This window comes from Enterococcus sp. 2STP, assembly GCF_032465635.1.
In the GTDB taxonomy this organism is placed as follows: domain Bacteria; phylum Bacillota; class Bacilli; order Lactobacillales; family Enterococcaceae; genus Enterococcus_B; species Enterococcus_B lactis.
In genome coordinates, this window is the sequence record NZ_JAWDJH010000009.1 from 105,336 (window position 1) to 126,241 (window position 20,906).

At 38.4% G+C, this 20,906-nt stretch carries 17 protein-coding genes and 1 pseudogene; 3 read left to right on the forward strand and 15 right to left on the reverse strand.

The annotated features are described in order from the left end of the window. Positions 1–7 precede the first annotated feature (7 nt). Entirely contained in the window at positions 8–1,315 is a 1,308-nt protein-coding gene (gene xylA / locus RWU19_RS02430; protein WP_123837778.1) for a xylose isomerase, read from the reverse strand. 221 nt (positions 1,316–1,536) lie between these two features. Here xylA and RWU19_RS02435 point away from each other — a divergent pair, with 221 nt between their 5' ends. After that, a complete protein-coding gene (locus RWU19_RS02435; protein WP_123837777.1) occupies positions 1,537–2,697 on the forward strand; it encodes an ROK family transcriptional regulator in 1,161 nt (386 codons plus the stop codon). Positions 2,698–2,992: 295 nt separating this feature from the next. On the opposite strand, the gene RWU19_RS02440 is transcribed toward RWU19_RS02435, so the two are convergent. The 14 genes and pseudogenes from RWU19_RS02440 to RWU19_RS02505 all read right to left on the reverse strand — a co-directional run bounded on the left by RWU19_RS02440 (position 2,993) and on the right by RWU19_RS02505 (position 19,405). Beyond that, entirely contained in the window at positions 2,993–3,325 is a 333-nt protein-coding gene (locus RWU19_RS02440) for a DUF4176 domain-containing protein (protein ID WP_123837776.1), read from the reverse strand. After that, complete coding sequence (locus RWU19_RS02445; RefSeq protein WP_123837775.1) at positions 3,318–4,202, reverse strand: DUF4176 domain-containing protein; 885 nt, start codon at positions 4,200–4,202, stop codon at positions 3,318–3,320. The genes RWU19_RS02440 and RWU19_RS02445 overlap by 8 nt, the downstream gene beginning before the upstream one ends. Continuing rightward, positions 4,189–5,085 (reverse strand): hypothetical protein, encoded by an 897-nt coding sequence (locus RWU19_RS02450; RefSeq protein ID WP_123837774.1) that lies wholly within the window; start codon positions 5,083–5,085, stop codon positions 4,189–4,191. The genes RWU19_RS02445 and RWU19_RS02450 overlap by 14 nt, the downstream gene beginning before the upstream one ends. Before the next feature lie 4 nt (positions 5,086–5,089). Continuing rightward, entirely contained in the window at positions 5,090–6,679 is a 1,590-nt protein-coding gene (locus RWU19_RS02455; RefSeq protein ID WP_123837773.1) for a T7SS effector LXG polymorphic toxin, read from the reverse strand. Beyond that, a complete protein-coding gene (locus tag RWU19_RS02460) occupies positions 6,670–7,032 on the reverse strand; it encodes a hypothetical protein (RefSeq protein ID WP_086286403.1) in 363 nt (120 codons plus the stop codon). Before RWU19_RS02460 ends, RWU19_RS02455 begins: the two co-directional genes overlap by 10 nt. A 12-nt stretch (positions 7,033–7,044) precedes the next feature. Beyond that, entirely contained in the window at positions 7,045–7,299 is a 255-nt protein-coding gene (locus tag RWU19_RS02465; protein WP_002310505.1) for a hypothetical protein, read from the reverse strand. 3 nt (positions 7,300–7,302) lie between these two features. Further along, positions 7,303–7,725: a DUF4176 domain-containing protein gene (locus RWU19_RS02470; RefSeq protein WP_083314633.1), complete on the reverse strand. Its 423-nt coding sequence runs from the start codon at positions 7,723–7,725 to the stop codon at positions 7,303–7,305. Next, positions 7,725–12,155: pseudogene (gene essC, locus RWU19_RS02475) on the reverse strand (type VII secretion protein EssC). Before essC ends, RWU19_RS02470 begins: the two are co-directional and overlap by 1 nt. Then, positions 12,136–13,305 (reverse strand): type VII secretion protein EssB, encoded by a 1,170-nt coding sequence (essB, locus tag RWU19_RS02480; RefSeq protein ID WP_123837772.1) that lies wholly within the window; start codon positions 13,303–13,305, stop codon positions 12,136–12,138. The pseudogene essC and the gene essB overlap by 20 nt, the downstream one beginning before the upstream one ends. After that, entirely contained in the window at positions 13,302–13,580 is a 279-nt protein-coding gene (locus tag RWU19_RS02485) for an EsaB/YukD family protein (protein WP_002320467.1), read from the reverse strand. The genes essB and RWU19_RS02485 overlap by 4 nt, the downstream gene beginning before the upstream one ends. A 1-nt stretch (position 13,581) precedes the next feature. After that, positions 13,582–14,091 carry a hypothetical protein gene (locus RWU19_RS02490; protein WP_123837771.1) on the reverse strand — a complete coding sequence of 170 codons (510 nt, stop codon included), beginning with the start codon at positions 14,089–14,091 and terminating at the stop codon, positions 13,582–13,584. Continuing rightward, the gene (esaA, locus tag RWU19_RS02495; RefSeq protein WP_316002704.1) at positions 14,088–17,486 is read right to left on the reverse strand and encodes a type VII secretion protein EsaA; all 3,399 of its coding nucleotides are present in this window, start codon (positions 17,484–17,486) and stop codon (positions 14,088–14,090) included. Before esaA ends, RWU19_RS02490 begins: the two co-directional genes overlap by 4 nt. 179 nt (positions 17,487–17,665) lie before the next feature. Next, on the reverse strand, positions 17,666–17,959 hold the full coding sequence (locus tag RWU19_RS02500) for a WXG100 family type VII secretion target (RefSeq protein WP_002315847.1): 294 nt from the start codon (positions 17,957–17,959) through the stop codon (positions 17,666–17,668). Positions 17,960–18,517: 558 nt separating this feature from the next. Then, a complete protein-coding gene (locus tag RWU19_RS02505; protein ID WP_002315846.1) occupies positions 18,518–19,405 on the reverse strand; it encodes a transcriptional regulator in 888 nt (295 codons plus the stop codon). Positions 19,406–19,864: 459 nt separating this feature from the next. On the opposite strand from RWU19_RS02505, the gene RWU19_RS02510 reads away from it, so the two are divergent. Together RWU19_RS02510 and RWU19_RS02515 are read left to right on the forward strand one after the other, a co-directional pair. Further along, a complete protein-coding gene (locus RWU19_RS02510; RefSeq protein WP_002315845.1) occupies positions 19,865–20,572 on the forward strand; it encodes an AzlC family ABC transporter permease in 708 nt (235 codons plus the stop codon). Next, entirely contained in the window at positions 20,559–20,882 is a 324-nt protein-coding gene (locus RWU19_RS02515; RefSeq protein ID WP_002332245.1) for an AzlD domain-containing protein, read from the forward strand. Before RWU19_RS02510 ends, RWU19_RS02515 begins: the two co-directional genes overlap by 14 nt. The last annotated feature ends 24 nt before the right edge of the window (positions 20,883–20,906 follow it).

Genomic DNA, 20,906 nt, shown 5'->3' on the forward strand with positions numbered 1-20,906 from the left:
TTCCTTTCTATACTAGGTAATCGTTCAAACGCGACTTGATCCATTCTAAGTGACTTGATTCATTCTTTATTTGGTCATGTGCTAAAGCATACTCCGTCAGTGTTTCAAGATCTTCCTGATCCATGACGATCCGTTCTCCCACACCTGATTTATAGCTTGCATAACGTTTTTCTTTGATTGTTTCGAAAAACTCCTCTTCTATCAATCGTGCGGCAGCTTTCAACCCTCGTGCAAAGGTATCCATTCCAGCAATATGCGCAAGTAATAGATCTTCCATCTCAAAGGAAGAACGTCGTACTTTCGAATCGAAGTTGATTCCTCCTGGTGCGATCCCGCCATTTTTCAAAATTTCGTACATGGCTAGCGTCGTGTCATAAATATTGGTTGGAAATTCATCTGTATCCCACCCTAGAAGAAGATCCCCTTGATTGGCATCGATCGATCCCAAAGCATCATAGCATCGGGCAACAGTCAATTCATGTTCAAAGGTGTGGCCTGCCAAAGTCGCATGATTTGCTTCAAGATTGAGCTTGAAGTCTCCTGATAAATCATATTTCTGGATAAATGCCATTGTCGTAGCAGCGTCAAAGTCATATTGATGTTTCGAAGGTTCTTTGGGCTTAGGTTCGATCAAAAATTGCGGTTTATGCTCGATTTTTTCACCATATGCCACCGCCATTTTGAATAACCGTGCAATATTGTCCTGTTCGAATTTCATATCTGTGTTCAGCAAAGACTCATAACCTTCTCGTCCGCCCCAGAAGACGTAGTTTTTTCCATTTAACTTTTTACTGACATCTAATCCTTTCTTTACTTGAGCTGCAGCATAAGCAAAAACTTCTGCGTTGCTTGACGAAGCTGCTCCATGGACAAAACGCGGATGTGAAAATAAATTGGCGGTATTCCAAAGCAACTTGATCCCAGTCTGTTCCATTTTTTCTTTGATCAAATCTGTGATGGTATCTATGTTTTGGAAAAATTCTTCTAAAGAATCCCCAGCTGGAGCAATGTCTACATCATGGAAACAAAAATATTCGATATGCAATTTTTCAAGAAGTTCAAAAAATGCTTCTACTCGGTTCTTCGCTGTTTCTAATGGATTTTTGCCTTCCCAAGAGCGAATATTCACAGGGTCGCCGAATGGATCAGATCCGTCTTGCGTCATCGTGTGCCAGTAAGCAGCTGCAAATCGTAAATGTTCTTTCATTGGTTTCCCCAAGATTTCTTGTTCAGGATCATAATGACGATAAGCAAATGGATTTTCTGTTCTTGGCCCTTCATACTTTACTTCTTTGATCATCGGAAAATAACTCATCTTGTTCCTCCTTGTTTTTAGTTGATTAGTACACTAAACTAATTTATAATTGCATCATAAGCGACTTTCTTCATCTTTGTCAAGCGCTTTCAAAAAATTCATTTGTCATTTAATTGATTCTTTTTTTATAACAAATGTTTCATTGTCGAATGGAATAAGACACGCTATACTTTAACATATAACGTTGGTTTTACTAGCAGAGGACCAAGAAAGGAACTTCTATGATCTCAAGTAAATACACGATTCGCGAATTGAACCAAGCAACGCTTTTAAAAACGATTATTGAAAAAAAAGAAGTATTTCGCGCAGAATTAGCTGCTGCAACAGGGTTGAACAAAGCCTCTGTGTCAGATATCACTAAAAAACTTCTAGATGATCAGCTGATTGTTGAAACCCGTGTCGGAGATGCCTCCACTGCAGGAGGAAGAAAGCCGATCATGTTGACTTTCAATCCCCAATCTGCCACAGCTCTTTCTTTTGATATTGGCTATAATTATTTAGAAGGAATGCTTTCTTATATCGACGGCACTGTCCTCTCTTCGATCTCTAAGCGTCGGATCACGATTGATGCTACAAACGTGTTTGATCACATTCAAGAGTCAATCCATCAATTGATAAGAGACTTGCCAGAAACGCCACATGGAATTGTCGGGATGACGATCGGTATCCACGGCGTAGTTTTCGAAGACCATCCAATTTTTACGCCCTATTATGATCTGCACAAAATCGATTTACAAAAAGAATTAGCTGATCATTATGACTTTCCTGTTTACTTACATAACGAAGCAAACTTGGCTGCTTTGGGAGAATACACCTTCTCTTCCCATTATCAAAACCTTGTAAGTATTAGTATACACAGTGGTATTGGCTGCGGGATCGTGGTATCTGGGAAATTGCAAGTCGGCAAACATGGAAAGGCTGGGGAACTTGGTCACTCGATTTTATACCCTAATGGTCGGCCTTGTCCTTGTGGGAATTCAGGATGCTTGGAACAATATGCTTCCAGCAAAGCTGTTTATGAAGAATTCGCCCAGTTAAAAGGGTTAGACTATGTCAACTCAGATATCTTGACTGATTATGTCAAAAAGGGAGACACAGATGCCACAGCTCTACTCAAGAAAAACGCTACCCTGTTAGGCATCGGGATCAATAATATCATCATGATGTATGATCCAGATGTGATCGTCATCAACAGTAAGCTTTACGAAAAAAATCCGCAAATGATCGAACAAATCCATGCGAACTTGACAAGCCAGTTTACGAAAGACATTTTGGTACGCAACACCCGTTTGAAAGGCAATGCGATTTTATACGGTGCCTTGGCAGTCACTGCTCAGCACTTCTTGAATATACGGAAGTTGAAGTTGGGAAAAGAAAAATAACTTTTCTAAAATCAAAAAAAGGGCAGTCTTGCTTTAATGAGGACTGACCTTTTTTTGATTGAATGTTATTTTTCTATTAACCAATTAGCTATCTCCTAATTCCTCATCGAATGGAATTCCTTTACGTGCCAAATGATCATAATGGATGTTCTCTCGGTATAATCGTTTTTCATTTGAACAGCTAGTAATTTGTTCTAATGATTGAAGTCCTACTATGTACTTCTAAAAAGAGGAAATCTTCCTCTTTTTAGAAAGAATTGCAGTACTGTTTTCTTTAAAACATTTTGCAAAACAATTAGAAGCCAAATGTTTCAGTCGCTTGGCTTTCTTTTTTTTCGGAAGAATCAAGTTTCTTTTTCCATTCTTGGTAAACATCTAAGAAGCGAGTCTCTTCTTCATCCGAATATCCTTTGAATACTACTTTATCGATGTTTTCATGATTAAAGAAAATAGTCGTTTCTGGATTCAAGCCCGTTGGATATAAGACAGCCATATAATCTGCAAACGTATCTTTTCCAGTCACTTGATCTGTGTATACCACACCTCGCCCTACTACTACTAATTTCTGTAATCCTTCTTCCAATAACACGATGCTTCCTAATGGTAATAATTCTTGTTTTTTAGTCATCTTCTCTCTCCTCTTTTTCTGTGCCTTTGATATGCTTGTTAAAGTACTTCTCTCCATACCATTCCAATTGTGTTTTGCCTTCCCACTCGCGATATTCTTCAGGATATTTATATTTGTAATAACCGTGTAAAAGATATGGGAAGAATAAGTAGGCTTCTGCTACAATGAATCCTATATCTGCGACTATCCACATACCTAATAAGCTTATAAATCCAATAATATCTGTTCGTACCTCATTACTGTTTGGGAAAATCAGCTTCCATAACATCACTATAGTTACAACTATCCAGCCATATTTCATCACTAGTTTTAGTATTCTTTCTACCAATTCATCTATTTTATCTTTCTTAGTCTTTGTTTCGTATAAGACGTTTTCTAATGATCGTTTTTTAGTTCCAAATACTACATACCCTGTGAACATTAAAATTCCTATCAACACCCCTATCCCTATTACTGTGAGTGATTTTAAGAAAAAAGTTATAAACATAAGATTCAATGTTATCAATAACATAATGAGCATATTTACCGTGTTTATATATGAAAAATATAGCTTGAGTTCTTTATACCTTTTTAACAAAGTAACTGTCCATATTACTAAATACATGCTCAACATAATTATAAATACAGATATTGGTAAAAAATTAAATGTAGGCGTTGGTAAGAAGCTATTTTTATCAGGATGTTTTATTCCATATTCAGTAAATTTTACAAATCCGTACTGTAAAGATACTAGCAAGATTGCTAATATCTTTACTAATATTGGCTTTTCTTTTTTTCCAGGTTGTTCTACGTCTTTTTTCATATACTTGATTAACTTATCATCTTGTAAGTTCAAACTTTGTTCAAAAGTTGCACTGAATATTTTACTGTTCTTCATTCACTTCTTTCTCCGTACCTTTTATATGCTTATTAAAATACTTCTCTCCGTACCATTCCAATTGTGTTTTGCCTTCCCATTCACGATATTCTTCAGGATATTTATATTTGTAATAACCGTGTAAAAGATATGGGAAGAATAAATAAGCTTCTACGATAATCACTGCAATATCCATCGCTAGCCACATTCCTAAAATACCTATAAATCCTACAAGATCTGTTCGAACTTCATTACTGCTTGGGAAAAGCAGCTTCCATAGCGCAACTATAATTACAACTAACCAGCCATATTTCATCACTAGTTTTAATACTTTTTCTACCAATTTATCTATTTTATCTTTCTCTTTTTCTGTTTCGTATAGCACATTTTCTAATGATCTTTTTTTAGTCCTAAATACTATATAACCTACTAATACTAATATACTTATTAACAAGCTCATGCCTATTAACGTCAATGGTTTTAAGAAGAATGTTATGAATAACAAGTTCACTTCTAACAGTAGCCAAACTATATATAAGTTTATATTAAACTGTCCTTTTATTCTTGAAAGATAATATTCTCCTTTATCTCTAAAAATTATTACTAAAATAATCCATAGAAGAAATAATACATAGAATAGTTCTATTGGTAAAAAATTAATATCTGGCTTTGGGACTGTACTCTCCCCTAATTCTCCTTCGCTACCTTTTGTAGATATAAATGCGATTAAAAAATTAATTCCTACTAAAAATAAAATGAGTAGAGTACCTATCCCTCTAGCAAATATCTTTCTTCCGCCTTGAGGATCAGGTAATCTATTGACATCTTTATTCATAAAAGTAACAAAAGGATCATCTAATAAATTCAAACTTTGTTCAAATGATGCAGCAAATAATTTTTTCATATTTTTACCATTCAAAATTAATCTTTAGTATTTCTACCAAAGATAGCGCCTTTCCAATTGCTTTACCTGTCTGTTGCACATTTTCATATACATTTTTTACCGTATCAGTGTTTTGTCCAACAGCTTTTCCTATTTTTTTTGATATATTCCCTATAGTTTCCGTTGTTTCATCATATAACTTATAAGCCCCATCTTTTATATTGCCATATAAATATGGTTTAAAAAATTGGACAAGTTTATTGGAACCTCCTATAACTCCACCTACTATAGCGCCTCCTACAGCACCTGAAACTGTACCTACTAAAGGAATAGGTATAGCGCTACCAATAACTCCACCTATCTGGGCTCCTATCGTCATCCCCTCCAGCGGTCCGATACTTTTCACGGTATCAATCGCCCCGCCAATCACTCCTTTGCCGATACTACCTGTTTTTCCATATTCATTGACACCACTCGAGACAAATGTCACCCCAAGTTGTGCATAGGTCGCCACTTGCGCAGCTGTACCTAATCCTTTCGCCACTCCCCAATTCTTAGCTCCTTGTATAAATTGAGAATTTTTCAAACTTTCATTGACATAAGTTTTTATAGGATTCGTCATTTTGTTGAACCATTGATACCCTTTACCAAGGGTATCTATTTTAGGAATCCATTTTCCTTGGGTTATAGCTTGTCCAAATGATTCATATTTAGCTAATCCATTGATTAACTTGGTTTGTGCTTTCGAAGGCAACTTATCCGCAAGCATCCAAAATTCGTCATTTTTCATTAACTTATCTACCAATGCCTTTGGATATAGTGCTAATAATTGATCTAATCGTTTCATATTTTCTGTTTTTCCACTTTTCAATGGATTCATTAGTTCTTCTACTTGCTGATATAATTCCAGGAAAGCATTACTGCTGTATGCATCGATCTGTTCTTTTGCATTTGGTTTTATTTGCTCAAACCAACTTCTATCAAACCCTTTCGGCAATACATACGTACCATCACGATTGACTGTAGTGTTGTTCAACACCATCACCGCTTGCATCGCAAGTTCAAATTCTTCTAAGCTGCTTGTAAACAAGTGCTTCGTTTTTGCATCGAATTCTTTTAACTGGTTCAATTTCTTTTGTATCCGTATGATATCTCGCTGATAGCTTTCGGCTCTTCTCAAGAAATCTTGTTGCTGGTTTCTTAACATTTCCGCGATTGTCGGGAGCGGGATATTGGCCAAGGCTCCTGCTGTGTGAGCTGCGTTTTCCAATGAAGCTTTCGAGCGTTGTAAGATGGTCAATTGTTGTTTCAGATTCTCTTCATCTAAATAGCCTTCACTAGCAATAAAACTGTTGGCCGCTGAAAATTGGTTCAGCTCTTGTTGGATCGTGTCGATGGCGCTAGACACACGTTTGATGGTTGGCAGGATCAAGTCTGAAAACAGCCCTTTTCCTGCATTGTAAGCAGCCCCGGACAAGATATGACCATCAATGGCAGCGATCAGTTGCTGGCTCCCTGCATTCAGTTGACTGATAGTCGTTCGGGCGATGGATAGATTGGCAGACAGCGAACTTTTTAAAGTTGAAGCGTCTTTGCTGGAGTAGATTAATCCCATGGAAGCTTATTCCTTTCCTCTTGAAATTGTATTCGTTCTTCGTTTAACTGTTCTATCATATTAAAGCATTCTTGGTTGAACTCTTGATTCTTTTGTTGTAAATATTGTTTCAATTTCCTTTGCCTATCAGTCAACTCTTCTTGAAACCAGCTAGCTTCTCTATTGCCACCGCTAACTAGTTCTTGATTCAAGTTTTGTAAGTTACGCAAGTCTCGCACTAAGTCACCTTCTAGCAACTCAGATAAATCTTGTAATTGTCTTTTTGTATGGGTCAATACGTCTATTTGTTGTTCTGTTTCTATAATTTTTTGATTATATTCGGTTCTTAACTTAGAATTATTTGTTTGTTCCATATTAATAACCTCTTATTTAAATTTTGTCTGGCTATCTCGTGATGCAATAGCAGCTGCTAATTTCGGAAATTTATTTGCTTGTATATTGATACAGTCGACAAGTTTCGATAAATTCGTTAGCATCTGGTTGCTCACTTGCGCTCCTTTTTTCATTCCAGAAAGATTACTTTTTTCTAATGTGCATTGGTACCCACTGCTAACAGATACTTTATTTATCCCCGAAGCTGCTGCTTGAGCTGCTCCTTGGTTTGAAGCGATTTTTACCATAAACTATCCCTCTTGCTTTCTAAATTTATAGAACGGATCTTCTTTTAGCTTCTCATCTTCATACTCATCTTGGATTTCTTCTGTTTCTTGAGGTTCTGGAGTCATCTTCTCTACAGAAGAAGCTTGATTTGCCATTGCGTTAGTCATTCGCCTAATCAACTCTTCTAAAAACTGAGAATCTGTTTCATTTGAATAGCCTTCAAAAACAACGTCTAAAATATCTCCAAATTCAATAGAAAAGATCTCCTCACTGGGTATATCTCCAAAAGGATGTGGTGCTACTTTGTATCTTGAGATGATCTTTCCCTGTTCATTTTTAGCAATAGCTCGTGCCACAACTAGATAAAGCCTTGTGCCGTATATTTCTTCGTTGTCTAAACGTACCATACTCCCTAATGGTAAAAATGCTGTACTTAATTGTTCCATCAATCTTTTACCTCCGTTGGAATCACAATTTGTGCTAAACTATCTTCTTCTAAACGATGTAAAACATTTATTGGTACAGGTAAATTTTGTTGGTTATACGGGATGTTTCCCACAAAAGACTGCTTTTGCAAAATACCTCCAAAAAGTATTTGAGATATATTTTCTTTGAGTAAGGTGACAAAACTACCATAAGTTGCATCGATTTTTGTTAAATTATCAAAAACGATTACTTGTAACTGCTCTTTCCCGTTGGCTAATACCTGCGCAACTTCTTCAGCGTCCAAAGATAATTTATCTGTAAAATTCACTAACCCATTCACAACCACCAAGCGCTTCTTCACGTTACTTTCTAACATAGCGTCTATCGCTTCTTTCAATTCGACATTTTGATGACTGATTTGTGTTCGATCAATGTAAACTGCTACCTTGTCAGCTATTTTCTCTAAAGTACCTGAAACATCAATGATGACAATATCTGCTTCTGATTGAAACCCTGTGACTTGTTGGATAAACCAAGGAGTCAATAGTTGGAATTGTCTATTGGATTCTGTGAAAATCCCCAATGTTTTTCCTTGAAATAAATGGAAAGACTCAGGTATTGATGATAACTTATTCAATCCTAAATAAAACGCATCTCTTTCTTTTTTCGGTACAAATCCATTAAATGTTTCATACGTCAATTCACTTGGAACCATCGGAATTTTTTCTGGTCTTACGCCATTCCATGCTTGTTCCATCGAAGATACTTCTTTTTCTAAATGTTCAAGAATTGCTGCATTATTTTCTCCTGCCACTGGTAAATAAATTTGGATAGCTGCGGGTTCATCGAGTACAACTTGGCCACGCCCATTAATTGCTTGAGGAACAAGGCTTGCACGACCTACTAAGCTGGTGATTTCCGTTTCATCATTCAAATATAGAGCTATTTTGGTAGAAATATTACTCAGCATATTCATACGAACGCTACCTACTCGATTAGCAGTAAAAATAAGATAGCATCCTAAACTCGCACCATCACGAAGTAGCTGCAGGAGTAGTCCATCGATTTTTTCCTTACGCGTATCATCCGTGCTTAGACCATCATAACTATCAAGGACTGTAACAACGATTGGTAATGTTATTTGCCTTTTCATTTCATATTGTTCAAGATTTGCTACGCCGCATTCTTTGAATAACTGTTTTCTTTCTGTTAATACAAGAGAAATCCTATCCAACATTTTTTGCAGCTTTTCGTCTTCCTCCAAAGTGACAATGTCTGCTGTGTGAGGCAAATTTTTTAATGGCAATAGACCATTATTCCCAAAGTCCAATAAATGAAAGTGAATCTGTTCCGGCGTGTTCTGACGTGAAAGATTCATCGTAATCGTTTGCAATATTGTTGATTTTCCGTACCCCGGACTTGCAAATATAGCAGTGTGGCTAGCTTTTACCAAATCATAATTATAGATTTCTTGTGTTTGTTTGGACGGTATGTCTACTACTCCAAGCGGGATATCCATTTTTCTTTCTTTCGTTTCTTTCACAGACGGCGTCACGATCTGGTCTTCCAGATTGGGTAACCAAGGCTTCTCGGGGAGGATATAATCCGACTGTTGAAAAATTTGATCGATCTTGTCAATCACTGCCTCTAGTTGCGTTGGTAATTCGCTAGTATCTTTTCCTTGAATCACTTCCTCACCAGGATCATAGAGCACCTCTGATTGCCCTAAATCATTGATCATAAAAATCCGTTCGTCCACATTCTCTTCGATTATTTTATCTGGATCATATGAAACACCGGCATAACCGCTTTGGAATAATTCATATACTTCATTTTCGCCAACTTTAAGATAACCACGACCAGGATTTATGATTTGAGCAGCATCTGGGGTTTTTAGTAATTCATTCGAATCTTGGACACTAGCCATTTTAAGTGCGATTTTACTTGTACTATTTGCTTCAATCTGGTCATTTACCACACCAGATGGCTTTTGTGTGGCTAGAATCAAATGGACTCCTAGCGATCGGCCGATTCGTGCTACTGAGGTCAATTCTTCTAAGAATTCAGGAACATTTGCTTTTAATTCAGCAAATTCATCTGAAACTAAAATCAAATGTGGTAATGGTTTACTAGGATAAGTGATAGCTGGATTAGGGTTTAGACGTTGTTTATATAAACTCATGTATCCATTGATATTGTTTACTCCATATTTAGCAAACTCTCTTTGTCTTTTGTTCAGTTCTGCTTTGATACTTGCCAATGCACGAGCCGTCCCTGCACCATCTAGATTAGTAATTGCCCCCATGAAATGAGGTAATTTTTCTAATGTATTTGCAATTCCTCCACCTTTCCAGTCAATAATCAGCATTCCGATATCCTCTGGAGAAAAATTAATCGCCAAACCTAGCAAATAGGTGGTCAAAAACTCCGATTTTCCTGAACCAGTCGTTCCTCCAACGAGTGCATGTGGACCATGAACCCGCTCATGCAGATCCCAATAGACATACTCCGATTTTCCTCTCCAACCAATCAAAGAACGAATTGATTTGTTTGGTTCAGCTTTCAACCAGCGAGTCCGAATAGAAAGTTCTTCTATTTTTTTCACTTCGTATTGATCTAATAAACTAAGACTTTCCGGCACCGCATTCTTCTCCACTTCCACGTGCTGCAGGTTCGCTAAACGCTGGATGGCTTGCTCCAGTGGATAGCTAGTTGGCAGATGATTTGGCAAGAAGGTCTGATTGATGTATTCGCTGTTTTGATTGATCAGGGTAGCAGATTCACTACTTTGATATTCGATGAGCGTTGTCGTTGTCTCCGGCAGCATGTTCAAGGCTTCTTTTCCCCAAATGACTGTCACACCGTAAAGACTCATGTCTTCAGCCAGAAATTCATTCAATCCATGACCTGAAAGCCAGCTTTCATCAAGGATCGAAAAAATGTAATGCGGCTGAAAAACAACTGTTTCATTTCCGGCTTCTTTGACTTGCTGGCGTCGCTTTGTCAGCATTTGATAAAAGGAATTCAGGACCATGTCCCGTGACTGTGCGTGATGGACGATTCCCCGAAGATTCAAGTGTCGGATCTTCGTATGGGGCAGCCAGCGCCAGGCACTCCACTCCTTTTGATAATCCGCTTCCGGAACCAATGTGATGAATTCGACATCTCGATACGAATGAAGAACCGATAATTGGAAAAGGATGGTTTGGACGGCGGTTCGCAGTACAGCAGATGGTCCTGCTAATCCTAGCGTCTGATCCTTTAGCGGAACGACGATTGGCGCTTCGTCCAACTGTTTATAAGGCCAGACGAGCTGTTCTTCTGCTTCTTTGCTCAAATCATCTTCTTCTGCTGGCTGGTAGTTCGTCTTGAAACTGGAGATGATTTCTCCTGTGCCCACTCGAATATTCAAAAAATCTTCATTGCGGCTCATACGCTCATAGATCCGCGCATGATATTCTTTAGCCATCACAGCCAAATCATCTATAGAAGGATTCATATACGCTAACGCTTCTTTTTGTTTTTGCTACAGCTTGTTCAGTTCTGATTTTTTTTGAAGCATATACTGGCGGTAGGTGGTTTCCCGTTCCTCGTTTGTTCGTTTCGTTTCTTTTTTATTGGTCAGATAACTGGAAACTGAAAAACCAGCTGTCAATAGACTCGCACCACCCATGCTCAGCATCATGATCGGGTTTCCTCCGCTAAGAAAACTTGTGGCACCGCTTAAAACGACCATACCAAGTGGTGGCACGATTGTTTTCAATAAGTCATTCCTGCCTTCTGTTTCTTTTGGTTTCGGTGCAAGGATCTCGATTTCATTCGCTGGTTCTTTCAAATGGATACGCGGGCTTCTTCTAAAAAATGGGAAATCATCCGGATATTCGGGAAGAAACGTTTCTTCTACCAGTTTCCATGGATCCAGCTGATAGTTTGTGCCCAGACTGGTGAAACGCAGCTGCTTTTCCCGGACTTCGATCACTAAACGATCGACCATCAACCGATCTCCTACGCCAAAGGAAAATGTACCTTCTTGTATAAGCTGATCGTTGTAGTAAACACGTTCCTTACTCGGATAGATCTTCAGCTGATATTCTTTGGTTTTAGGATCGATAGGAATTGAGATCAATGCATCTGTTTCTAAAAAAACTGCCGATTTTTTCGCTCCGGAGATCAGAAAATCTTTTTTGGGTTTATTCGTAAAAACAGTTTCCAGCTCTTCATGTCTTAAAATCAGCAAGTCTTCATCTGACTTGATTGGTTTTCCGTCACACAATAACTTCTGGTCTTCATAAGTGAAGCTTTGACCGTTAAGCACGACTTGACGCTGTTTCTCGGTGAGTTGTTCATGGACGAACGTTTCACCAAAATAAAAAATATCAAAGAGGATCTTTACAGATGTCCGGATTTGATCACTTAATGGGACGAACCGATCAGTTGGCTTCATTTCCATCTTCTCCTCCTAACAACTTCATGTATTTATTGATCTCTTCTTCATACTTTGTGAGCAATTCTTGTTTTTTCTCACCTTTCATCTTGTTGTTGGTCTTTGTTGCATCGTATAACTTGGTATAAGCGTGTAAGATATATTGATTGTCACCAAGATTCTTAGCGACATCCAATGCCTTATCGAAGTTCCCTTTTCCAGCATAGATCCAGTAAAGCAATGTGTTGTCGCTCGATTTAAGGGACAAGTTATTTAAAATAGCTGCCTTTTGTTCATTGGACAAATTGTCCAGTTGTACGGCACTGACTGCGGCAACATATTTAGCACCAGTGGGCAGTTTTTCAGGTTCGTCTTCTTTCAACGTATTCAAAACACCAGCGTAATCATTGGCGATATATTGTGTCTCAGCGGAACTGATACGCTCTTGTGCCGGGAGTTTATCCAGAGCATAGATCCCTGTCGCAACAGCAAATCCGATTGTCGATACCCCCAATATCAAGCTGCTCCACTTAAAAATCTGATGATTTCTTTTACTGACCACTTGTGTTTCTTTGGCTCGTTTTTGCTTTTGCTTCAGAATCTCCGTTGCTAGCAACTGATCGATGATTTCGATCGTATCTGCTTCGTTTATTTTTTTTGTAAAGGCATCTTTCAGCGTACCGCTGCCTTCGATCAGCAGTTCATAGTTTAATCTAGGATGCAGGATATAAAGGACCAATGCCCGATATTGCTTGATAAAATCATCTTCTTCATTGATATGAGGGACGATCGTTTCCATAAATCCTCGGTGCCCGATAACTAGTTCTTCTCCACGAACGAATAGATTAGCAGGATGGAGGAAAGGCTGAGCTGGACGGTGTAGAAAATCCGTTAAGAAATGGATTTTTTGTGCCAGCAGCAAACGTTGGAAAAGTTCTTCTTTTTTGACGACTTGTTCAAGCGGCAAGGTAGCCGTTTCTTTTTTATAGCGAATAACCAGCTTTTCTTCTGTTGCTTCTATAATCTCTCCTGACAGCATTCGGATACCAGGTGCTAAAAAGTGCTGATACTGTGTCAGTTTGTCCAACCTATACTGATTGGCCTGCAGAGTCACCTCTACAGCGTTAGTCTCATTCATAAATCCAATGGTTTGGTCGATGTTCTGTATTTCTCTCACAGTGGGTTTTCCTCCCTGTTTTTTTGTCTTTCTATCACTTGTAACTGATCGCCATTGCCTAAAGAATAATCAGCTAAGATGGCCTCATTTCTCAAATGAATGGGTTTATTCAAAAGAGCCAATTCAAAATTTTCGGGAAGTCGGATATGAATGATTGGAAACGACTCTTGTAAAATTGTTTTCAGTCGTGCCACAGTGACTTGGCTTGGGACTTTCAGATCGATGATCCGATCAGCTGTATGCAGACTGATACTGATTGTTGTACCTTTTTCCATGCTACACGCCACTCCTGCTCCTTTTATTTTTGTGATAAGCTAATTGTTTCCCTAAAAATAGACCGATTCCTATGCATAGGCTTCCGCCAAGAACATAGCCGCTAAAGGTAACCAGCTGATTTACTTTCCTTTGCTGCATGGTTGAAGAAGAAGTGCTCTGGACTGAAGCAACAGTATCTCCTTCTTTGAAGAGATAAGGCATTACTTTTTGGTCAAGAGCTTCTGGCTCAGACGTTTCCTCAAAAAATACTTTTTCCTGTGCAGTTGAGACCAGTTCTTTTTGTTTTGCTTTCAATTGATGATCTTTCGCTTCTTTCTCCGCCAAAAACAAGTCATTGATGGCAAATGAGACCTCGTTTCCGCCTGCTTCCGTTTGCTGATCCTCATAGATTACCTGATTGTTGATTATAAGAGACCCTTGTTCAGCATGCACACGTGTTCCGTCGAAGCTAATAGGAAAAAGAACACTCAAAATACCGATGATCCAACAGATTTTTCTTTTTTTATTCATGATTCACGCTCTTTTCTATCTTGTTCTTCAGGAAGAACAATGAGATTCAGAAACAGTCCTAAAACAAGAAGGATGGCGATCACAAGATAACTGACCCAACTGATACGGCCGCCATTCAGCAGGACTGTGAAACCATTTTGGATATTTTGGAGCGGTGACAGCCGATAGAGAAACTCGGTGAATGAACCTATTTTGACCGTCACTCCTAATAATGGTGTGAGTATGAAATACAATCCTAGAACGCTGCCGTAACCATATAAGGTAAGTTTCTTGAATTGCCGTAAACAGCCTGTGACAAGCAGCTGCATGCTGGCAAAGGTCAAAAAGGCATAGCTGAACCACAACAAGCGATTCGCCGTGCCAGCACTTGCACTGGTAGCACCAGCATAAAAACCGGCAAGTAAGATCGTCACAAACGAAAGAAGGAAGACATTAGGAACATTCAGCCATATCCTTGTCGGCTGAACCAGCAGATTGGCTTCTGTCACTTTACGTTTTTTCATAAATCCTAGTAATGAAAGCCCTGCGACCATAAGCAGAATCGCGCCAGTTAATGTTGCGTAATAAGGAACTAACGAGATTTGTCTTGTTTGTCCGAACACACCTTTTCCTTGGATCGGCCGTGACAGAAAATGAAAAACTTGTGTATTGTCTGCTCCGCCGTTTTTCGTATTGGACAACACTTTTTCAAAGGTCTTTGCATATTCTTCGTTTTCTTTCGTTATTTGCTTCGATTGTTGAATCGATTGATCCAGATTGGTGAGGATCGTTGTTGCATTTGTCTGAACATCAGCTGTCGTTGTTTTTAATTCTTCGATTACCGGCGCGATATCTTTGACTTCTGCAGCAGATTTCTCGGTGCTAGCAGCCGTTTCTTTGGATGATCGCATCAGTTCTTGCATCGTTTGGACTAAAGACTCTGTTTGGGTGGCAATTTGTTTCGTCTCGTTTTCTTCAGGATGCGGATTTTCTTCATTGATCACTGATGCGGCTTCGATTTTTGCTGTTTCGCCCCATGCATTGTATGAATCCTTGATTTGCCGGTTGGCATCTGTGAACCATCGATTCAATTTATCTGCTTCCTGTAACAGTTTTTCCGGGATGGTCATCAGATTCAATGTGCCGTAAAGCGTAGGGCTGGCTTCTTCTTTATTCTGATCTGTTTCATGCCCAATGACCGCTTGCAGTCGATTGATCTGAGTCTCGGTGTCCTTGTAGATCCTGTCTCCTGATTTCTTGTATTCTTCATATAATTTATCGGTAATGACCGTTTGTTTCTCAGCATTCGTAATATTGTCATACCGACGATAGATCGATTGGTCTTTAGCTAATTCCAGAACTGTTTTCCCTTGATTTTCTGACGCACGGATCATGGCAGCATAAGACTGGACTGATAACGACTGGTTCGGATTACCGAAAAGAGTCGCGATTTGCTGCGCAGCAGTATCCAGTGCTTGTAAATGTGTCAGAATTTTAGGCACATCATCGATCAGCGGCTGATCCATCGGGAGATAGACGGCATAGTGATGATCGCTTTGGACCGTTTCGTTCCTGCACCATGAATAGTGAAGTTCATTATAAGATGTCGCTTGTTCTATTGAGTTCAAATGCCAGATGATCGGCAGGTTGACCGTGAATATCACCTGTTTCGGCAATTCTTTTTCTTGCAGGTCATCTGTTGAATCTTGCGTACTTTCTTCCGTTTCTTCGATTTTTTCAGGTGTTGCGAATGTAAATTGATGATCTGAATGGTCGATGATCGTAGTTTGATAGCGATAAGGATGCAGTTCATCATTCACTAACTGTTCGATTTCTTGTAGCTTGGGACCATCTAGCATCACACTGACTTGTTCTTGCGAATCAGCTGGTAATTGGATCGAATAAGTATTCTCTTTTGTCGGGTCCATGGAAAGCGTGACTGTTTGCTGCGGAATGGTGATCATTTCAGGATGTCCTTGTCTAGGATCTAAATACGTGAAATGGACCTCTTTTCCCAATGGCTTGTTCAAATCATTGGCGTATTTTCGGACGATTGCCAGTTCATCCAAGTAAAGGGAAGCTTGATCAGGTGTGATCACTTGCTGTTTTGCTAATTCGTCCACTAACTGTTCCAAGCTCTTGTCTGGGATCTGAGCCAATGAGGTCTCTAGTGTTCCTTGATACTCAGCGTTCAATTTGGGTGCGTTCCCTCCCAAATCGGAAATCAGCTGGAGGATAGCTGTTTTCACTTGCTCGGTGGTTGCTGTATCAGGAGTAGCTGTAGGATCGTTATAATAAGTCGCTGCAATCTGGCTTTTCAACTGGGTCAACTGTTCTGTCTGGGCTTGTAGCTCACCGATTTCTGCCTGAAGTTCCGTGATTCTTTTTATTTGTGTCACTTGGAAAAGAACCGATTCTGATAAAAAACCGGCGTACACACCTGTGCTTTCTTGTTCATTGCTGGTATAAAAATCACCCAACTGGGACAAGATTGTTTCATTCAATTGATCGTGCTGCTTTTTATAGTCTGCCGTATCTGTTTCCCATTGTTCGTTGAGCTGCTTTTTTTGCATCGCTACTTGATCATTGAATTGTCTGATCGATTCTTTCAGTTTTTCATTTGCCTGCTTCGTGTAGTCCTCGACCGATTCTTTGACTGCTTCAGTCGATTGGCTGCCTCCTTCTAATCCTTGATTGTTTCTGTCCAGCAACTCTTTGACCGACTGGACAAAGGTTTGCTGCTGGGCAGTAAAAGACTGATTGTCTGTGTCTAAAATACTGGCTGTTTCCAGCACATTCGTATAATTGCCTGGGATTTCTTTGAATGGACTGTAAATAGATGATTCCAAATTCGTCTGATAGTTTACTTGTGTTCCGGCGATTTGATTCACGTTTTGCTGTGCTTCAAATAAATTCCCGACGATACTGGAAAAATACATTTGGATAATCCGCTGATTGAAGTCCGTTAAGATCATGTTGACATTGTCTTGAATCATTTGATTCGTGATTTCATTTTGTCCATCTCGAACTTGATATTCGATCAATGCTTTTTCCGGATTGATACTTTGCAGCGAGAGCAATTTTTCAGAAAAATCTTGGGGAATGATGATTTGCGCATCAAATTGCCCGCTTTCTACACCAGCTGTAGCGATGTTTCGAGTGGTGGTTTCCCAGCGATTTTTACTGTCTTTATTGATCAATGTCACAAAATCCGAACCTAATGAATAATTTTTGCCTTCAAATACTGCTCCTTTATCTTCGTTGACTAGTGCATATTGCATTTTCCCTGTAGGATCAGTTGTACTGATCGTGACATTATCATCTTTGAATCCTAGATAGATGAAGAAAAGCAATAGACATAGACTGGCAATGATTGTCAGGAATAAAGAAACCTTTCTTTTTAAATTTATTTTCATATCAAAAACGTCCACTCCTTCCCAATGAATGACGAAACTTTTTTGCTTCAAGTAATAGGGCAAATTTTTGTGAAAACTTATTGAAAAATTTGTACAAAAATTGGTCCTAATACCTGTGTTGAACAAGCCCCTATTGAAAGGAAGAGGCGATGAGGGTTCTCACTGCCTCTTCCATTTGCTTAAAATCCAAATGAGCTAGCGTCTTGACGATCCCGCTCTGCCACAGTGTCAGCATACTTGTTCAACTGTTGATTGATGCTTTCCAATAACTGCTCCATCTGTTTGACATTTCCTTCCAGCTGATTGTATTGCTCTAAATATGCTTGGAAGGCTTGCCCTTTCCATTGTTGAGCGATTTGTTGGTTCATGGAATTGACCTTTCTGATCGCATCTTGGATTTGAGATGCTGCCTGCTGGTAGACCTTTGCCTGTGATTTAAGCTGTTCGGGTGTGACTGCAATTGCTCCTGCCATGTTTTTTCCTCCTAATAAAAAGTTATTTTTTGTTACGCGTACATCATAAACTATTTTTTGTCTCTGTGGTCAAAATGTAGCATTCACGCACATCATGTGTCGTATACGACGTGTTATTTTATCTCCTTCTTCCTCCTTTTTTGACTGGTCAAAAATCCAAGAAAAATAACTATACAAATTATTTCTAATCTCACATATTTTTCTAAGTATGACCTTTTTAAATTTATTACAAATCACTTTGAAATAATTCTTAAAAACTGGCTGATATTTTAATGTTTTATGTTCTTTTTCAAAAAAATATAAAAAAACAGCTAATATTTACCTGACAATACTCCTCTATCCCCCTTTTCTTTCTATCTGGAACGAATATTCCTTCTTGTAAATGCAGATGATCCTCCTTCGTTTTATATGTGGTGAATATTCTCCCATTTATTAAGTACGTAAACATTTGAAAAAATTTTTTTGATTTGATTTTTTATTGTCTCATTATCCTTTTGATATTTTTCATGCAAAAAAATAGCCAAGGTATTTGATGTAACACCTCGGCTGTCTCTCTTTTTATTTGTCTACTACTAGTAATTCGTCTAATTGAAAATCGATTTCATAGATTCTTTCTACATTTCTCAAAAGTTCATGATTCATTTTATGATATTTCGTTGCACCAAGTTGCTGACAAATCTGCAACGCTTGGTTTACTTTTTGTCTTCCTTTTTCATTTCCTTTGATCATCTCCCAGATTCCAGTGAGTAGGGAATACTGATTTCGTTCAAAGAACATATCTTCTTCTAAAAAGACTGCTTCAAGTTTTGAGATATATTTCCAAATTAGTCCGCGTTGTTGCTGCTGGATAAAATGGATAATCGCATTTGCCAGCATCCGAAAGCTCTCATTCTTTCGATCCTTGCTGTTTTGATAAGCGGAAATACTGACTAATGCTTTATCTAACACTAAATCGATAAAGAATGGATCAAAAGCATACATACAATGATTGAATAACACCAACTCATAGTTCGTCCATGTCTGTGCATAAATCAGATACTGATAAACTTCTGAATCAGCAACAGCAATTGGCTCATCTACTATACGAGCAATCAGTAATTTGCATAAACTAGCTAGATGTCTCTCCTTTTGAGTGATGTCTCCTTTTTCTTCGCACAGGCTGATCAAATGTTGCAATTCTTCTTTATCTTGATTCATAAATGCTAAAACCATTTCTTTCATCATCCGGTCCATGTTTGCCACTTCCGGCGGATAATCGAATATCCTCAGTTCATCATAACCAAGATTGAGTTTTTGTAAAAAATATGAAAATTTGCTAACTGTCGTGTCTGCTTGATTTTTTACAAACCGTTCGTAAACGGATCGGCTGACTTCCTTTCCGCATAATTCTGCTACGGAGATACCTTTTTGCTTTCGAACAAATTCGATGATCTCCCATACTTCCATTTTGCCAACTCCTTTATAAATATGGCTCTCCTTCAGTTGAAAACAATCGCAACATGATTTTGTATGAAATAACATATACCAATCCATCTGATCTTCATTTTTCATTTCTAAAAATCATTTTTTCGTAAGACGTTCCTTATTTTTCATAATATCATCGCTGTTAAAACCAATTGTTCATTTACCAGTATTTTTAAAAAAACTTAATCATAATAGTTGTTTTATAATTTTGCAATCCATTAGGGGATAAAGAATAAGCGGTAAAGTAATACATATAATACGTTATTTTATTTTTGCTATATGAAAAATACTCATTTTTATTTTTTCTAGTAGAATTTTATCTTCTAAATATGCCCCTCGTATGAACTATTTACCATTGACAAACGTTAAACAAAAATTTAGAATATTCACAAGTTTGACGACAATTATGAAAATTTATGTCGTGCTAAAGGAGTTTTGTTATTGGATGAAAAGTTAGATATAAAAACTGCGATCAAAGACACGTTACCTACCGTTTTTGGTTATATCGGTATTGGACTTGCATTTGGTATCGTTGGGAAAGCTGCCGGGTTTCATCCGCTGGTCGTCACGTTGATGTCCCTGCTGATCTATGCTGGTTCCGCCCAATTTATCACAGTCAGTATGCTTGCTAGCCACAGTCCGTTGCTTTCCATCGTTCTCTCGACCTTTCTAGTCAATTCCCGAATGATTTTGATGAGTATGACGATCGCCCCTTATTTCAAGAAAAATCGGCTGATTCAAAATCTGCTCATTGGCACATTGCTGACAGATGAAAGTTTCGCTCTGGGAATGAATAAATTGAACTATACGGGACAAAAGTTAAACTTTCGTTGGATGAATACAGCTAATTGGATTTCTTATTTGACGTGGGTGGGTTCTTCTCTTGTTGGCGCACTTTTAGGTAATTTTATTACTGATCCAAAAAAGTTTGGTTTGGATTTCGCCATCGTCGCTATGTTTATCGGCTTACTTTATCTTCAAGTCATTTCTGATAGAAACACCTCTAAACGATTACAGTTGATCCTGATTGGTCTCACTTTGATTCTGGTATATGTCGGACTGATTTTTATCCCAAGCAACTTAGTGATCGTAGTTGTGACACTTATCGGGTGCGGATTGGGGGTGTGGATCAAACATGCCTTCTTTTGAGTTTACATTGCTGACTATTTTAGGTTGTACTCTAGCGACTTGGCTTTCTAGGGTCCTACCGTTTGTCTTACTGAAAAAATTCGACTTACCGCAACCGTTGCTTGAGTATTTAAGTTTTGTTCCAATCGTCATTATGTCTGCTTTATGGTTCAGCAGTCTATTTACCCAAAATATCGGACATCTGCCGCAGATCAATCTCGAAAATGCTTTGGCTTCAGTTCCTACGCTTTTAGCTGCTATTCTTTCAAAAAGCTTATTGGTGATCGTCTTGGTAGGTATTCTTTCCCTTTCATTGATTCGCTTATTATAAATAAAAAACAAGAGCTTATGGCAA

Bases quoted from the DNA above. Each gene is read 5' to 3' on its own strand.
- RWU19_RS02435 (WP_123837777.1), top strand. From the start codon at position 1,537: ATGATCTCAAGTAAATACACGATTCGCGAATTGAACCAAGCAACGCTT.
- RWU19_RS02445 (WP_123837775.1), bottom strand. From the start codon at position 4,202: ATGAAGAACAGTAAAATATTCAGTGCAACTTTTGAACAAAGTTTGAAC.
- RWU19_RS02470 (WP_083314633.1), bottom strand. From the start codon at position 7,725: ATGGAACAATTAAGTACAGCATTTTTACCATTAGGGAGTATGGTACGT.
- RWU19_RS02455 (WP_123837773.1), bottom strand. From the start codon at position 6,679: ATGGGATTAATCTACTCCAGCAAAGACGCTTCAACTTTAAAAAGTTCG.
- RWU19_RS02450 (WP_123837774.1), bottom strand. From the start codon at position 5,085: ATGAAAAAATTATTTGCTGCATCATTTGAACAAAGTTTGAATTTATTA.
- RWU19_RS02500 (WP_002315847.1), bottom strand. From the start codon at position 17,959: ATGGCAGGAGCAATTGCAGTCACACCCGAACAGCTTAAATCACAGGCA.
- esaA (WP_316002704.1), bottom strand. From the start codon at position 17,486: ATGAAAATAAATTTAAAAAGAAAGGTTTCTTTATTCCTGACAATCATT.
- RWU19_RS02460 (WP_086286403.1), bottom strand. From the start codon at position 7,032: ATGGAACAAACAAATAATTCTAAGTTAAGAACCGAATATAATCAAAAA.
- RWU19_RS02440 (WP_123837776.1), bottom strand. From the start codon at position 3,325: ATGACTAAAAAACAAGAATTATTACCATTAGGAAGCATCGTGTTATTG.
- RWU19_RS02485 (WP_002320467.1), bottom strand. From the start codon at position 13,580: ATGGAAAAAGGTACAACAATCAGTATCAGTCTGCATACAGCTGATCGG.
- RWU19_RS02465 (WP_002310505.1), bottom strand. From the start codon at position 7,299: ATGGTAAAAATCGCTTCAAACCAAGGAGCAGCTCAAGCAGCAGCTTCG.
- RWU19_RS02490 (WP_123837771.1), bottom strand. From the start codon at position 14,091: ATGAATAAAAAAAGAAAAATCTGTTGGATCATCGGTATTTTGAGTGTT.
- xylA (WP_123837778.1), bottom strand. From the start codon at position 1,315: ATGAGTTATTTTCCGATGATCAAAGAAGTAAAGTATGAAGGGCCAAGA.
- RWU19_RS02515 (WP_002332245.1), top strand. From the start codon at position 20,559: ATGCCTTCTTTTGAGTTTACATTGCTGACTATTTTAGGTTGTACTCTA.
- RWU19_RS02505 (WP_002315846.1), bottom strand. From the start codon at position 19,405: ATGGAAGTATGGGAGATCATCGAATTTGTTCGAAAGCAAAAAGGTATC.